Consider the following 15,392-nt stretch of genomic DNA (forward strand, 5'->3'; position numbering starts at 1 on the left):
GAAAAGCCCCTATTTTTGAAAATCAAACACTAGGGGCTTAAATTCCTTTAAGATTTTACAAAATCTGATCGTCAGAGTACCTGAAGACAGGATGAATATTGTCAAAATCAGGGAGAATAGTGGTCAATTCCTTGACCAATCCATTATCCAGCCCATAAACCCATCCATGGATCTCTGGGGATTTACGCTCCTTCCAAGCTTTTTGAATGATGGAAGTTTTGAGCAAATCCTGGCACTGTTCCAATACATTGAGCTCAACTAGGCGGTTTACCCGGTCTTTATGTTCGGAGATCGAATCAATCTCCGATTCGTAGTTTTTATACACCTCCTTGATATTTCTCAGCCACTTATTGATCAATCCGAAGCTTTGATGCCCAAGTGCTGCTTCTACACCTCCACACCCATAGTGTCCACAAACTATGACATGTTCTACTTTCAGGACTTCTACGGCATATTGGAGTACCGAGAGCATATTGAGATCTGTGTGCACCACCATATTCGCAATGTTTCGATGAACAAATACTTCTCCCGGATCTGTGCCTGTGATTTCATTGGCAGGCACACGACTGTCTGAGCACCCGATCCATAGAAATTTAGGTTTTTGTTGCTTTGCCAAGCGTTGAAAAAAGTCCTTGTCTCCCTGAAGTTTTTCTTCAGACCAGGCCTTGTTTTGTAATAGTAGTTTTTCGTAAGGGTTCATAGTGCTTCTCTTAAATGATAGGAATAACCTTCAATAGTGATTGAAATATCTTTGGTATGGGCTGAAGAAATAAAATCATTGAGTACCTCCTGAATATCATGGTCTATAAATCTTGCCTTGGAACCATTCAGAATCACATTACTGCCAGGAGGAATTTGGGCGAGTTCTCTCATCAAAGGGGCTTTGTTCAAGAAAGAAACATCTTTTTGAAGCTTGACTAGGTAGTTACCATTCAACTCAGTGACCAAAATAGCTTTTTGGAAATTAGTCTTGATCACGAAAAATAAACCTACTATCATACCGATCCCAATACCGACCAGTAAATCGGTAAACAAAATGGCAATCACGGTGAATATGAATGGTAAAAACTGGTTTATCCCTTTTTCATATTCATGAACAAATATGGATGGCTTGGCCAACTTGTATCCTACCAGAAAAAGAACTGCTGCCAGGCAGCTCAATGGAATTTGATTCAGGAGCTCCGGAATGCTCAGCACCAAAACCATTAATAAAATTCCATGAAAAATAGCTGAAAGTTTGGTTCGGGCACCCGAGGCAATGTTGGCGGAGGTTCTGACGATGACTGCTGTGATGGGTAATCCTCCGATCAATCCCGATAAGGTATTTCCCACCCCTTGGGCAACGAGCTCCTTACTTGCGGGAGTAATTCGTTTATAGGGATCCATTTTGTCTCCGGCTTCTATAGACAGAAGGGTCTCAATACTCCCAATTACAGCCAAGGTCACGGCTACGATCCAAAAAGCAGGATCAGCTATCAATCCAAAATCCGGAAACGTCAATAAAGAAGGCAGTTCACTAAAGCTGTCGAGATCCGGTATGGTTACCAAATGCTCATCTACAAGCTCCCACTCTGGTTTGATCTTACTATACAAGGCATTAATTACTATCCCGGAAACTACCGCCCACAATGCACCGGGTACGACACCCAAAATCCTATGGCTTTTGATCCGTGGGCGCTCAAAAAAAATCAGGATTCCCAAGGCCACCAATACCACAGGAATTGCACCTGGATTATTATAAAGAAAGGCGTTGTAAATTTCTGTAAACGTGTTTTGATCATCCATTTGCTTGAAGGCCAAATCACCCAAATAGTCTTTATCATAGCCTAGAGCATGGGGTATTTGCTTTAGAATCAAAATCAACCCGATAGCAGTAAGCATCCCTTTAATCACAGAATGGGGAAAATAATAGCCTAAAATTCCTGCTTTGGCTAATCCTAAGGAGAACTGAATCAATCCTGCCACTACCAGTGCACCTAAAAACAATTCAAAAGTTCCAAGACTTGAGATCGAATCTAGAACAATCACTGTCAAGCCAGCCGCTGGACCGCTTACCGATACATGGGATTTTGAAAATGAACCGATTACAATCCCTCCAACAATTCCTGCAATCAATCCGGAAATTGGTGGGGCACCACTTGCAATTGCAATCCCCAAACACAGCGGGAGTGCGACCAAAAAAACCACTAAACTGGCCTTAAGATCGTATCGGAGGTTTTCACCAAATAGGCTTTTCATAGTTGATTTACTTCAAAAGTGCAGTTGGGTAATAAAACTGACTTAAGATAAAAGTAAAATTTTCAAATGAAAATCTTGCCTGCTTAGGATTTGATGAAAGGTAGTTTTACCCTAATAAATGCTGAATGGCCTGATCCATCTTTTCAAATCGGAAATCACCAATTTGAAGGGTCATTTTGGATTTAATTTCATCCAAACAAAGATTCCCAATGCTTCCTTCATGCGTGTGGTTGACTTTGCTTTGATCCGGAGCAAATTGATTTGCCTCGATGTCCAAGCCTACCTTTTTGTAAGCATCGCGGAAAGGCATTCCCTGTAATACCAGATCATTGACTACTTCAACTGAAAAAAGATGCTTGTAAAACGAATCTTGAAGGATGTTTTGCTTCACCTTGATCTCCTTGAACATAAACGTACTCATGCTGAGACAGGACTTAAGGCTCTCGAAAGCCGGGAAAATCTCTTCTTTCAGTAACTGCATATCCCGATGGTAGCCTGTACTCATATTCGTCAGAAGAAAGCTTACTGAAGTCGGGACCGCTTGGATCTGATTCGTTTTGGCTCGGATCAATTCAAATACGTCTGGATTTTTCTTATGCGGCATGATGCTGCTTCCCGTAGTCAAATTGTCCGGGAAGGTGAGGAATGCAAAATGCTGATTCATAAACAGGCAGACATCCGTAGCCAGTTTGTTGAGCGTTCCCGCTATCCCTGCCAAAGCAAAAGCCAAGGTTCGTTCGGTTTTTCCACGGCTGTTTTGGGCATTGATCACGTTGTGATGCAGATCGGCAAAGCCTAAAAGCTCGGTAGTCATGGTCCGATCCAATGGAAAACTTGATCCATAGCCAGCAGCAGAACCCAATGGATTTTTATTGCTCAGGTCAAAGGCAGACTTCAGCATTCCCAAATCTTCGGTCAAACCTTCCGCAAATGATCCAAACCAAAGTCCAAAGGAGGAAGGCATGGCCAATTGGGTATGGGTGTAACCCGGCATCAAGTCGTTTTTGTGCTTTTCTGCCAGGGAAATCAGTAAATCAAAAAGGGTCTGAGTTTCTTCAATGATCTCCCGAATGGCTGCCCGGTAATACAGCTTCAGATCCACTAAAACCTGGTCATTTCGACTTCTGCCGCTGTGCAGCTTTTTCCCTACTTCACCATAGCGCTCCGTAAGCAAAAACTCCACCTGAGAGTGCACATCTTCCACGCCCGGTGCAATCTGAAACTGGCCTTTTTCGATTTCAAAATAGATTTCTTTCAATCCTTTCTGGAGAATCTGATTGTCCTCTTGAGTCAACAGACCGATTTTGGCCAGCATGTGGGCATGTGCCATCGAGCCCAGCACATCAAAAGGTGCGAGAAGAATATCAAATTCCGGATCACGACCGATGGTAAACTGTTCGACTTCCTTTTTGCTATCGGTAGCTTTTTGCCAGATTTTCATGATTCAAGAGTTAGCTGAGTGCTGCGTAGTGATTGATAATGGAGATGTAGCCTTGGATACCGGCTTTGATCTCTTCCAGGTAAATGTATTCGTCTGCGGTATGCGAACGGGCGGAGTCTCCGGGGCCGATTTTAACCGAAGGGTAGGGAATCAGTGCCTGATCGGAAAGGGTGGGACTCCCAAAAGTCTCCAAATCCAATTCATCTGCCACTCGATACATCAGGTGATCGTTGGGCAAATGAGAAGACTGAAGACGAAGCGATCGAGGTGTCAGTTCTGCTTTAAGGATATCCTGAAGCTCTTCCAATGCTCCTTCCAGCGTGTATGCGTCTGTCACTCTCACGTCCAACACATATTCGCAAAGGTCAGGAACTACATTGTGCTGCTGCCCGGCTTTGATGACAGTACAAGTGACTTTGGTACGACCTAGAAAAGGTGAGGTTTTGCTGAATTGGAAGTTTCGGATTTCTTCCAAATCCTCCATGGCCAGATAGATGGCGTTGATTCCTTCTTCCCGAGCGGCATGCCCTGCTTTTCCGTGGATTTTGGCATCAATCACCAAGAGGCCTTTTTCTGCCACTGCCATTCGCATTTGAGTGGGTTCGCCAACAATAGCCAATTCTGCCTCTGGAAGTTGAGATAGAAGAGAAGAAATGCCGTTCTGACCTGAGATTTCTTCCTCAGCCGAAGCAATCATCAACAAGTTGAAGGGCAACTCTTTGCCGATAAAATGGCAAAAGGTGGCCAAAAGTGCGACCAAAGGTCCTCCTGCATCATTTGACCCGAGGCCAAAAAGCTTTCCATCAGCTACAATCGGGGTAAATGGATCTCTGGTATAGCCTGAGTTGGGTTTGACCGTGTCGTGGTGGGAGTTAAGCCAAACGGTGGGTAAAACGGGATTGTACTCTGTGGCAAAAGCCCAAATATTGTTTCCGGCGCGATGGGTCTCTACTCCCTTTTCCTTTAAAAATTGCTCGATCAGGTCTCCGGTGTTTTTTTCTTCTTTGGAAAAGGAAGGAGTGGAAATCAGCTTTTCCAGCAAATCAACCGCATCGTCAAACAATTTTTTGAAATCCTCCATCAGTACAGATCGTATCGTTGACGCTCAATGGTGGTGCCGGAGGTTTTTCCTTTGGCAGCCAAAAGGAGGTTTTCCGCTTTCCCGATCCAGACATGCTGTACACCTTTTTTCAAAGCATCAAAGGCGTTGTCCAGTTTTGGAATCATGCCGGAGTGGATCACATTTTCTTTACGCAATTCCGCGTAAATATCCTCATTGATCAGAGGGATGATGGAATTTTCATTTTTCTCATCAATCAAAACACCCGCCTTATTGAAGCAAAAGTAAAGATTCACATGATGGTCCTTTGCCAGGCCGGTAGCCAAAGCAGATGAAATAGAATCCGCATTGGTATTGAGCAATTGGCCTTTTTTGTCGTGGGTGATGGCGTTGATCACTGGTTGCAGTCCAGCACTAAGTAAAGTGTCCAATAATTCGGTGTTGATCTCTTGAATATCTCCCACAAACCCATAATCAATCCCTTTCACCGGACGCTTGATCGATCGGATCAGATTGCCGTCTGCACCCGTCATCCCGATGGCATTTACTTTTAAAGCCTGAAGTTTGGCGACGATGTTTTTGTTGATCAGTCCGGCATAGACCATGGTCACGATGTCGAGGGTATCTTTGTCTGTGATTCGACGGCCATCGACCATTTCCGGCATCACGCCCATGCTTTCTCCAAATCGGGAAGCCAGGACTCCACCTCCGTGAACGAGTATTTTATGTCCGGGAAACTTGGCGAAAAGGGTCAAAAACTCATCCAACTTCTCCGGGAAGTCGATGACGTTTCCGCCGATTTTGATAATTGAAATCTTCATAGGTTTGAGAGCTAAAAAAAGAGTTAACCGAGTATTTTGCTGAGTACTGCCTGGGCAGCGTAAATTCTGTTTTCAGCTTGCTTTTGTACCAAAGAGCGTGAACCGTCCAAGATTTCATCGGAGAGCTCAAGGTTTCTTCTTACCGGCAAGCAATGCATTACTTTTCCCTGAGGTGCATTGTTGAAATGATCCTCGGTGAGCATCCAACGGGAGTCGGTGCATAGTATTTTTCCATAATCATTAAAGGCTGACCAATTTTTAACATACACAAAATCAGCATCTTCAAGGGCTTTACTTTGATCATATTCGATGGTAGCACCTTTGGTAAATGACTGATGTAGTTCGTAGCCTTCGGGATGAGTAATTGTGAGGTCATGTCCCATTCCGAGTGACCATTCGGCAAAGCTGTTAGCTACCGCGTGCGGGATCGCCTTGATATGAGGTCCCCAAGTCAGTACCACTTTTGGCTTCTTTTTTCCTACCAAATGCTCCTGAATGGTGATCTGATCGGCTAAACTCTGCAAAGGATGACGGGTAGCTGATTCCAAACTTACTACCGGGATGCCGCTGTATTTGATAAACTGACCAAAGATAAAGTCTGTCATATCTTCCTCCTTGTTGGTCAGGGAGGGAAAAGCGCGAATCGCCAAAATGTCGAAATAGGAACCCAAGACTCCGGCTGCATCTTTGATGTGCTCCACTGTTCCTTTGTTCATGATGGCACCTTCATGCATCTCTAGGGCCCAACCTTCCTTGTCCATGTTGAGCACCATGGCTTCCATGCCCAGATTTTGAGCAGCAATTTGGGTAGAAACTCGTGTTCTAAGCGATGGATTGAGGAAAATGCAACCCACTCGCTTGCCCTGACCTTTGGCTTGGTCGAGAAGTGGATTGGCTTTGTAGGCAATCGCTAAATCGATCAATTCCTGACCTAGCTCTTTGGATTCAAATTGGGTAAAATACTTCATGGTTTATGGTTAAAAGAACCTTAAAAAACTCAATTGCTTAGGATTTCTTTCAAAGCGGTCAAGAACGAATTTAACTGATTCCATTCGACAGACAAAGGAGGTAGAAGTCGGATCGTCTGTTTTCCGGCAGCCGAACCGGTGAACATGTGGTATTTTTTCACCAGTTCATTTCGGACTGGGCCAGCATCTCGATCTAAGTCAATCCCGATCATCAGACCCTTTCCTCGAACATCGATGATTCCCGGAATGATCTTCAACTCCTCAATCAACCGATCTCCGAGCTCCAATGCTTTTGCCTGCAGATTTTCCTGTTCCAAAACCTCCAACACCGCCAATCCCGCAGCGCATGCTAAGTGATTGCCTCCAAAGGTGGTTCCCAACAAGCCATAGCTCGCTTTGAATTCCGGAGAAATCAATAAGCCACCGATTGGAAATCCATTGCCCATGCCTTTGGCCATCGTGATCAGGTCAGGCATTATGCCATCGACCCACTGATGCGCGAAGAATCGACCGGTTCGGCCATAGCCCGACTGCACCTCATCGAGGATTAATTTAGCTTCGTATTTCTTAGCCAAAGAAGAAATACCACGAAGAAAATCAGGTTCGGGAACCTGAATTCCGCCCACTCCTTGGATTCCTTCAATGATAATGCCGGCAATGGTATTGGATTTCAGGGCTTCCTCTACGGAGTCCAAATCACCCCAAGGAAGGATATGAAAATCCTCTCGGGCATTGCAAGGAGCTATGATTTTCGGGTTGTCTGTCAAAGCCACAGCACCGGAAGTTCGGCCATGGAAAGCACCTGAAAAAGCAATGAAACCGGATTTCCCTGTGGCAAAAGAGGCCATTTTGATGGCATTTTCATTGGCTTCTGCTCCTGAGTTGACCAAGAAAAGCTGATAGTCATGCAGACAGGAGAGGTGGCCAAGTTTTTTGGCCAATTCCTGCTGGATTGGAATCTCCACTGAATTGGAATAGAAGGCGATTTTGTCCAATTGGTCTTTGATACGCTTCACATAATGCGGATGCGTATGACCGATGGAGATCACTGCATGACCTCCGTAAAGGTCTAAATATTCTTGCCCCTGATCGTCCCAAAGCCGACAGCCTTCGGCGCGGTCAATGGTGACTGGAATGAGGGGATATACGTCGAAAAGATTCATTGGGAATTACGATTTACGATTTTTGAATTATGAGATCTTTAGGAACTATAACCGTTTTATAAGATCTTAAAATTTACTCTGCTACCTGATATTAGTTGACACCTTAATATCCATTCACTCTTAATTCTTACTCTCAACAAGTGCCTTCTGACCCTGAATTTAGAACTTTTCCAAAGTTTAGAACTTTGGAAAAGTTGTAGAGTGCGAACGTTTTGAGTCTAATTTCTTTTTTCTAGCCTCTTGAATCTAATGTCTTAGGTCTAATGTCTCAGAATGCAATTGATTTAAGATTGAGTCCCAACTTCTCTTCCAGTCCAAATGCCAAATTGAAGTTTTGCACGGCCTGACCGGAAGCACCTTTCAGTAGGTTGTCAATCGCTGAATAAATGACCAATTGTCCGGCTTCTTTTTGGACATAAAGGATGCACTTGTTCGTATTGACTGCTTGCTTGAGGTCGATATCCTGAGTGGACACGAAGGTAAAAGCTGCATCCTTGTAGAATTCCTGGTAAGTTGCCACTGCCTCGACTTCGGATCCTTCAAAAGGAAAATAAACTGTCACCCAAATTCCACGGGAGAAATTGCCTCGGTAAGGCACAAACAAGATTTCTGACCCAAAGTCAGGATTTAGTTGCCTGAATGTCTGCTTGATTTCTTTGAGGTGCTGATGGGTGAAAAGCTTGTAAACCGACATATTGCCGGTTCGGTAGCTGAAATGAGAAGTCTCGGCAAGCTTTTTTCCTGCTCCGGTCGAACCCGTAATGCCGCTGATATGAACTTGATCTTTGATCCAACCCTTGGCTATCGCCGGTGCCAAAGCCAATTGAATTCCCGTCGCAAAGCAACCCGGGTTGGCAATGCGCTTGGCGGTTTTGATTTTTGCCGAGTTTACTTCAGGAAGGCCATAAATGAACCCATTGGACTCGTCTCTGAAATCCGTGGAGAGATCAATGATGACCGTCTCCGGAGAAAAGGAGTGAGCTTCCAAAAAGCCTTTGGTCTCTCCATGGGGAAGGCCCAAAAACACGGCATCCACTTCCGAAGGCACTTCGTCGGTAAACACCAATTCACAATCTCCAATCAAATCCGGATGTGATTCAATGACTTTTTTTCCGTTTTGGCTATTGGAGTGGACACATACCAGTTCGACCGCAGGGTGGTGAACCAAAATCCGAAGGAGTTCACCTCCGGTGTAGCCTGCCGCTCCAATGACCGCTGTTTTGATCTTAGTCATTTCCGCTGTTGACTTTGTGGAAAATGGCAGTTTGGTTACCCAAGATTCGGGTGAATCCTTTCACATCTTCACCGGTGTAGCCTTTGTTCATCTCCCCGTAGCTTCCAAACTTGGAAGACATCAAATCATGTTCAGAGTGGATTCCCAACAAAGTGAATCGGTATGGTTGTAGCAATACTCTGACATCGCCAGAAACAAACTCTTGCGTACTTGCCAAGAAAGATTCAAGATTTCTCATCACCGGATCGAGGTAATGTCCTTCATGCAAGTGATTTCCGTAAAACTCAGCCTGCTGATTTTTCCAGAACATCTGCCACTTGGTCAAGGTATGCTTTTCCAAAAGCTGATGCGCTTTGATGATAATAATAGGTGCAGCAGCCTCAAAACCCACTCGACCTTTGATGCCGATAATGGTATCACCCACGTGTATGTCGCGACCGATTCCATAAGGTGCGGCCAATTCCTGAACTTTCAGAATGGCATCCACAGGATTTCCATAAGTAACTCCGTTAACACCTTTCAATTCCCCTTGATCAAAAGTCAATTTGATTTCTTTTGGCTCGTGTTCAGATACTTGCGTAGGCCATGCTTCCTCAGGAAGATATTCGGAAGAGGTCAAAGTTTCTTTTCCTCCTACCGAAGTTCCCCAGATTCCTTTATTGATGGAGTAGGCTGCTTTCTCAAAATTCATGGAAACCCCATGCTTTTTGAGGTATTCGATTTCTTCCTGACGGGAAAGCTTCAAGTCTCGGATCGGCGTGATGATTTCGATATCCGGCACGATGGTTTGAAAAATCATATCGAATCGAACCTGGTCATTTCCGGCACCGGTAGAACCATGAGCTACGGCTTTGGCGCCAATGGATTTGGCATATTCAGCCAAAGATTTTGCCTGAACGATTCGCTCTGCAGATACCGAAAGGGGATAAGTAGCGTTTTTCAGCACATTGCCGAAAACCAAATATTTGATCACGGACTCGTAGTAATAATCTACCACGTCCAATATGGTGAAGGAAGCTACTCCGAGGGTTTTTGCTCTGGCTTCAATTGCTTTTAATTCCTCAGAAGAAAATCCTCCTGTATTTACAATAGCTGCATGGACTTCATAGCCCAAGTCTTTGGTCAGATGCAAAGCACAAAAGGTAGTGTCAAGTCCTCCACTGTACGCTAATACGACTTTTTTCATAATGTCTAGAAGTTTTGTCCCATCACGGGATGAACGATTTATAGGAAAATACTTTTTACCGTGTCCTTGGATTTGGTGAGTTTGAGCATGACAAACTTTTTCAATCTGACCCATCGGTCAAATAATTTGAGTTCTTTTTTGAAATCATCTCTCAAGGCTAGTTCTTCAGTATGATTTTTCTTGGCGTGAGGATCATAAAGCATAGCGGTACAGAGACAGTTCTGACGGTTTTTCGACATCAAAATCTCATAATTCACGCAACTTTGGCATCCTTTCCAGAATTCCTGATCATCAGTCAGATCTGAATAGGAGACAGGAATGTATCCGAGCTCGGAGTTGATCTTCATTACAGCAGCACCGGTTGTCAAACCGAAAATTTTGGAATCAGGGTATTTTTTACGGCTGAGCTTAAAGATTTCCTGTTTGATTTTTCGTGCCAGTCCATACTTACGGAATTGAGGAGCGACGATCAGGCCGGAATTGGCCACAAACTTTCCGTGGCCCCAAGCTTCAATATAGCAGAAACCTGCCCAAACTCCATCTGAAGTCAAAGCAATTACCGCTTTTCCTTCGTCCATTTTGGTCTCGATGTAGGCTGGGCTTCGCTTGGCAATTCCGGTACCTCGGGCTTTAGCGGAATTTTCCATCTCATCAGTAATCTGCTCAGAGTACTTCTTGTGAGAGGAATCGGCTACTATGATTTTGAAAGAGATTTCTTCCATGGAAATTGCATGAATTGTACTGTTTCTGAAGAAAACAGGGCTTGTGAAGTAAGATTTAAGGAAACTATGAGTCGGAGGGTGTTTTCCACGTAGGAAAACAAACTAGCATATAGGGTCAAACCCTAAAAGTCTGCCTAAATCTCAAAACAGGGGAAAAATTAACCATAGCACCCATTCCCAACGAGATGTTGGATGACTGGGCAGAAGGATTCGCTATGGGGTTAGACTTGATCATGCGTTTGAGGGTGCAAATGTTGTACCTCAATCAATGAATTGCAAGTATTTATTTGTAAAAATTTGTTTGATTCGTTGAAATAATGGAAATAAAACAAAAAATGGCCTTTAATTTTGATACAAAGGCCATGATTTGATTTTGATTTTTATAATTCTCAGGAAGCCATCTCCTTCAATGCTTTTACCAATTGATCGCATTCAGCGGTTGTGGTATAAATATTTGGACTGACGCGCACGCCTTTGACTCCAGAACCATCAATGGGAGCAGTGAAAATTTTATATTTCTCCAGGAGGATTTTCCCCATATCTGCCGGAGTATATTTTTCGACCCATACGTTTCCGATTCCACAGCAACGGGTAGGATCCTCCGGTGTATTTACTTTGATTCCGGGATAATTTCGGACTTGATCCGACCAGTATTTTTGGATAAACCTCAATCGCTCTTCTTTTCTTTTGGAGCCGATTCGATTTTGGAATTCGATCGAATCTATCACGGTCAAATCCGTGGCGACAGGATGAGTTCCGATATGATTGAGGTAAGCGATCGTCTTTAAATTGAGATCAAAAGGAGCCAAAAGAGGCTGTATTTTGCTGATTTTATCTTTTTTGACATACAGCATGCCTGCCCCTAATGGCACACTCAGCCATTTGTGTAGGCTGGAGCCATAGTAATCACAGTCCAGCTCATGCATATTAAAGGTGAAATGACCGACTGCATGAGCCCCATCGAGCATGACCTCTACTCCATAGGAATGGGCCATATCGGCAATTTTCCTGACGGGTAAAATATGCCCGGTGATATTGACGATATGGGGCACCATCATCAATTTGGTTTTTGGAGTGATGGCTTTACGGTAGACTTCGACAACTTCTTCGTCATTTTTCGGGTCCATGGGAATGTCGATTTTCACGGTCTTGATTCCCCATCGCTTCGAGGCCATTTCAAACATGGTCTGCATGCTTCCATAATCCTGATTGGAGAAAACTGCTTCGTCTCCGGGCTTCCAAGGATAGCCGGATATAATCAAGTCCAGGGATTCAGTGGTATTTCTAGTCAATACCACTTCTTCAGGATCTGCGCCTACCAATTCAGCTAACGCAGCTGCCGATTTGGCTTTATTTTCAAACTGGACTCCACGCATGTAATGGGAAGCCTGAAAATTCACCTCTCGAATGTGAGCAATTTGCTTTTCTAATAGTTCCTCAGGAAGAAAGCAGTAATACCCGTTTTCGAAGTTGATGTAATCTCTTTTGATTCGATAGCCGGCACGGATTTGATCCCAGATATCCTCGGCGTTCCAATCAAGTTGATCAAATGAAAAAGGTTTTGCTGCAGCTGGAAGGACACTTCCTCCAACGCCGAAAGCTGCCAAATACTTCAGGAAAGAGCGTTTATTCATAGCTGAGGGTGGTTTTAAATGATGTAGGAAAGTAGCCAAATGATCACCAAGAAGATAGCCATCCATGTAATCCAAGAGGAGCGCTTGGGGAATTCAAATTGACAAATGGGGCAGACTTTTGCGTTAGCATCAACTTCCATGGCGCAGGAAGGGCATTCTTTGGTTTTCACAGATTTGGTTGAACTCTTTAAGGTGATTTCCGATTTGTCCTTTAAGTAAAGTAAAAATCCTCTCAAATGCCATGAAAAGACGCTCAGTCAACAGTTCTACATGAGCAGGATGAGAAAAATATGTTAGCTAAAAAAAATATCCTATGAAAATCGAGATTTGGTCAGACGTCGTGTGTCCTTTTTGTTACATCGGGAAAAGAAAGATGGAAAAAGCCCTTCAGAAGTTCCCATTCAAAGATAAAGTGGAAATCGAATGGAAAAGCTTTCAGTTGAATCCGGACCAAAAAACAAAACCCGGTGTCAGCACCTTGGAAGATCTCTCCAAATCAAAAGGTTGGTCCATGGAGCAAACCCGTCAAATCACTGCCAATGTCGTCGAGATGGCTAAATCAGAGGGCTTGACTTTTGACTTCGACAAAGCGGTCGTAGCCAACACCAAAAACGCCCACCGTCTGATTCACCTTGCCAATGAGTTTGGGGTTCAGGATGCAATGAAGGAACGATTGCTGAAGGCTTACTTCACCGACGGGCTCAACGTGGATGATGGAGAAACTCTGCTGAAGCTTGGAAAAGAAGTGGGTGTCCCTGAGGGGGAAATTAAAGCTATGCTTGAATCCAACCAGTTTGAAGAAGCTGTAGATCAAGATATTTATGAATCCAGACAAATCGGAGTGAGGGGAGTGCCCTTTTTCGTATTGGATCGAAAATTCGGCATTTCGGGAGCCCAACCGGATGATGTTTTTGATCAGACCTTGGAAAAGGCTTGGACCGAATACACTAAAAACAATCCTGTATTGGACATCGCTTCAGGCACAGATGGAGAAAGCTGTGATGTGGACGGGAATTGTTGGTAGAAGCGGGAAGACCGAAGACGGAAGAAAACTTCGGTCTTCGGTCTTCCGCCTCCTGTCTTCCAACTTTTTCACCAAACTCCTCTGAATTTCATTTTTAGGGTATACACTGATCCCATAGCCGTAATAAACAGCGTATTTCGGGTCAAAGAACCGAAGGCGACGTTGGCAGTCCAATTTTCAGGAACCGGGATATGGGCGATTTGCTCCCCGTTTCGGTCAAATACGGTAACGCCTTTTCCGGTCAGATACACATTGCCACGCTCATCAATGGTCATTCCATCGGATCCCATTTCACAGAAAAGCGTTTTGTTGGTCAAATACCCGTCTTCTTGGATCTCGTATTTCCAGGTTTTTTTATCTCCGATATCGGCCACGTACAAGTACTTTCCGTCAGGAGTGCCGACGATTCCATTAGGCTGCTTCAGGTCTTCTGCTACTCGGAAAAGTTCGGTTCGGTCGGCCGAAAGAAAATAGACATGTTGCCCGTCTTGCTCCATTTCTTTTCCGCGGATTCCTTCCCAATAAGGTCTTGGATAAAGCGGGTCTGTAAAATACAAACCTCCTTTAGGTCTTACCCAGATGTCATTTGGGCCATTTAGCTTTTTTCCCCGAAAAGAAGGAACCAGAACTGTTTCCTTTCCAGTCTGGGGATCAATTTCCCATAGCTCATTGTTGAGATCTGCCGCTGCAATCAGTTTTCCATCCAATTGGAAATATAAGCCATTGGATCTGCCGGCACCTTCCCTGAAAAGGGTAATCTGATTGCTATTGGGGTTCCAGCGGTATATTTTATCATTGGGCTGATCGGTAAAGAAAATGTCTCCTTGACGATTGACCGCCGGGCCTTCGGTAAAGCTGAATCCGTCTTTTACTTTTTCCAATTGAGCACCTTTGGCTACGATTCCCCGCTTGTCTTCGATTTGTGCCAAAAGTGAATTTCCCAGTAAAAGGAGGGTTGATAAGAAAAAGGCAGATTTCATGGATTTGATCATAGGTTTCTTGGGTATTAGTTTCGGTTCATGACAAAGACGAGCTTGTTCAACTCGGGACTGTAAGCCATACGGCTGATATTCTGATGGGTTGAAGATTCGATTTTTCCTAGAGAAAGCCAATCTGAATCTTTAACATTTTTGATGAAAATCTCATTTCCCTTGGCCATCAGCAGGTGATTCTTATCTATCCATATCAAATCCTGGGATCCGGGCAGCGAGTGTCCCAAGGATCGGAAAGTATTGGTTTTTAGATTAAAGGACTTGATAGCGACCTTTTCTCTGCCCTCAGTGGATTCGAGGTCATTTCGATCGAGAAAGCTAATTTCAGGGGTATTGGGGCGGTTTTTCACCGACCGTCCAATGTTTTTTGAAATCTCCTGAAGATCACCTTTTCCTCTGGCATAGACCAACCTATTAGGTTCACCCAAAACGAACATGGCGGCTTTATTATCATACCAATCGTAGTAACCTACCGGGGCAATGTCATCATACAACAGCTCAGGCGCTTCGCCTATGATCGGATAAAGCCACAGGCGCTGTTTACCGTCGGGTTCTACGACTACCGCCGAAATGTACTGCTTGCAGTCAGTGAGATTGGGAGAATATTCACTTCGATCGGGAGATTTGGAAAGATTGGTGAAATTTCCAGTCCGAAAGCTATATAGAATAATGTCGTGATTTCCCTTTTGATCTGCGGCGGAAAAAACCATCTCCGAGTCATTGATGAAATTGGGCTGATTGTCGTATTCGGGGCGGTTGGTCAGAGGATTTGCGGTTTGGGTCAGGAGTTTGAATTTTCCGCCTTTGCCTTCGGTATCGACCACCCACAGATCTGAAGCTCCCTGAGCATGAAGGCTTTGAATAAAACCTAAAGAAAGAAATGCGAGAAGTGAAATATTTTTAAGCATG

Annotated in this window: 15 protein-coding genes; 1 reads left to right on the plus strand and 14 read right to left on the minus strand. The window is 44.2% G+C overall.

Annotated features, from left to right (window positions below; all coding sequences use genetic code 11):
• Nucleotides 1-55 precede the first annotated feature (55 nt).
• The 12 genes from can to CLV31_RS11465 form a co-directional block, all read right to left on the minus strand.
• Entirely contained in the window at nt 56-700 is a 645-nt protein-coding gene (can, locus tag CLV31_RS11410; protein ID WP_111393021.1) for a carbonate dehydratase, read from the minus strand.
• Nucleotides 697-2,238 (minus strand): SulP family inorganic anion transporter, encoded by a 1,542-nt coding sequence (locus CLV31_RS11415; protein ID WP_111393022.1) that lies wholly within the window; start codon nt 2,236-2,238, stop codon nt 697-699. The genes can and CLV31_RS11415 overlap by 4 nt, the downstream gene beginning before the upstream one ends.
• 106 nt (nt 2,239-2,344) lie before the next feature.
• The gene (gene argH, locus CLV31_RS11420) at nt 2,345-3,679 is read right to left on the minus strand and encodes an argininosuccinate lyase (RefSeq protein ID WP_111393023.1); all 1,335 of its coding nucleotides are present in this window, start codon (nt 3,677-3,679) and stop codon (nt 2,345-2,347) included.
• Nucleotides 3,680-3,689: 10 nt separating this feature from the next.
• On the minus strand, nt 3,690-4,760 hold the full coding sequence (locus CLV31_RS11425; RefSeq protein WP_111393024.1) for a M20 family metallo-hydrolase: 1,071 nt from the start codon (nt 4,758-4,760) through the stop codon (nt 3,690-3,692).
• The gene (gene argB, locus CLV31_RS11430) at nt 4,760-5,560 is read right to left on the minus strand and encodes an acetylglutamate kinase (RefSeq protein ID WP_111393025.1); all 801 of its coding nucleotides are present in this window, start codon (nt 5,558-5,560) and stop codon (nt 4,760-4,762) included. The genes CLV31_RS11425 and argB overlap by 1 nt, the downstream gene beginning before the upstream one ends.
• 23 nt (nt 5,561-5,583) lie before the next feature.
• Nucleotides 5,584-6,528 (minus strand): Rossmann-fold NAD(P)-binding domain-containing protein, encoded by a 945-nt coding sequence (locus tag CLV31_RS11435; RefSeq protein WP_111393026.1) that lies wholly within the window; start codon nt 6,526-6,528, stop codon nt 5,584-5,586.
• Nucleotides 6,529-6,557: 29 nt separating this feature from the next.
• Nucleotides 6,558-7,691, minus strand: a complete 1,134-nt coding sequence (locus CLV31_RS11440) for an aspartate aminotransferase family protein (RefSeq protein WP_111393027.1) — start codon at nt 7,689-7,691, stop codon at nt 6,558-6,560.
• 268 nt (nt 7,692-7,959) lie between these two features.
• Nucleotides 7,960-8,925 carry an N-acetyl-gamma-glutamyl-phosphate reductase gene (gene argC / locus CLV31_RS11445; RefSeq protein ID WP_111393028.1) on the minus strand — a complete coding sequence of 322 codons (966 nt, stop codon included), beginning with the start codon at nt 8,923-8,925 and terminating at the stop codon, nt 7,960-7,962.
• Complete coding sequence (locus CLV31_RS11450; RefSeq protein WP_111393029.1) at nt 8,918-10,111, minus strand: argininosuccinate synthase; 1,194 nt, start codon at nt 10,109-10,111, stop codon at nt 8,918-8,920. The genes argC and CLV31_RS11450 overlap by 8 nt, the downstream gene beginning before the upstream one ends.
• A 38-nt stretch (nt 10,112-10,149) precedes the next feature.
• The gene (locus CLV31_RS11455; protein WP_111393030.1) at nt 10,150-10,833 is read right to left on the minus strand and encodes a GNAT family N-acetyltransferase; all 684 of its coding nucleotides are present in this window, start codon (nt 10,831-10,833) and stop codon (nt 10,150-10,152) included.
• A gap of 389 nt (nt 10,834-11,222) precedes the next feature.
• Entirely contained in the window at nt 11,223-12,467 is a 1,245-nt protein-coding gene (locus CLV31_RS11460) for an aminotransferase class V-fold PLP-dependent enzyme (RefSeq protein ID WP_111393031.1), read from the minus strand.
• 14 nt (nt 12,468-12,481) lie between these two features.
• Nucleotides 12,482-12,637, minus strand: a complete 156-nt coding sequence (locus tag CLV31_RS11465) for a zinc ribbon domain-containing protein (protein ID WP_111393088.1) — start codon at nt 12,635-12,637, stop codon at nt 12,482-12,484.
• Nucleotides 12,638-12,780: 143 nt separating this feature from the next.
• Between CLV31_RS11465 and CLV31_RS11470 the strand changes: the two genes are divergently transcribed.
• Nucleotides 12,781-13,491, plus strand: coding sequence for a DsbA family oxidoreductase (locus CLV31_RS11470; RefSeq protein ID WP_111393032.1), 711 nt, complete (start codon nt 12,781-12,783; stop codon nt 13,489-13,491).
• 68 nt (nt 13,492-13,559) lie between these two features.
• Here the strand turns inward: CLV31_RS11470 and CLV31_RS11475 are convergent, their stop codons facing one another.
• Nucleotides 13,560-14,471, minus strand: coding sequence for an SMP-30/gluconolactonase/LRE family protein (locus CLV31_RS11475; RefSeq protein WP_245943383.1), 912 nt, complete (start codon nt 14,469-14,471; stop codon nt 13,560-13,562).
• Nucleotides 14,472-14,497: 26 nt separating this feature from the next.
• Nucleotides 14,498-15,391: a TolB-like translocation protein gene (locus CLV31_RS11480; protein WP_111393034.1), complete on the minus strand. Its 894-nt coding sequence runs from the start codon at nt 15,389-15,391 to the stop codon at nt 14,498-14,500.
• Between the last annotated feature and the right edge of the window lies 1 nt (nt 15,392).

Origin of the sequence: Algoriphagus aquaeductus (assembly GCF_003253485.1) — a bacterium.
In the GTDB taxonomy this organism is placed as follows: Bacteria; Bacteroidota; Bacteroidia; order Cytophagales; family Cyclobacteriaceae; genus Algoriphagus; species Algoriphagus aquaeductus.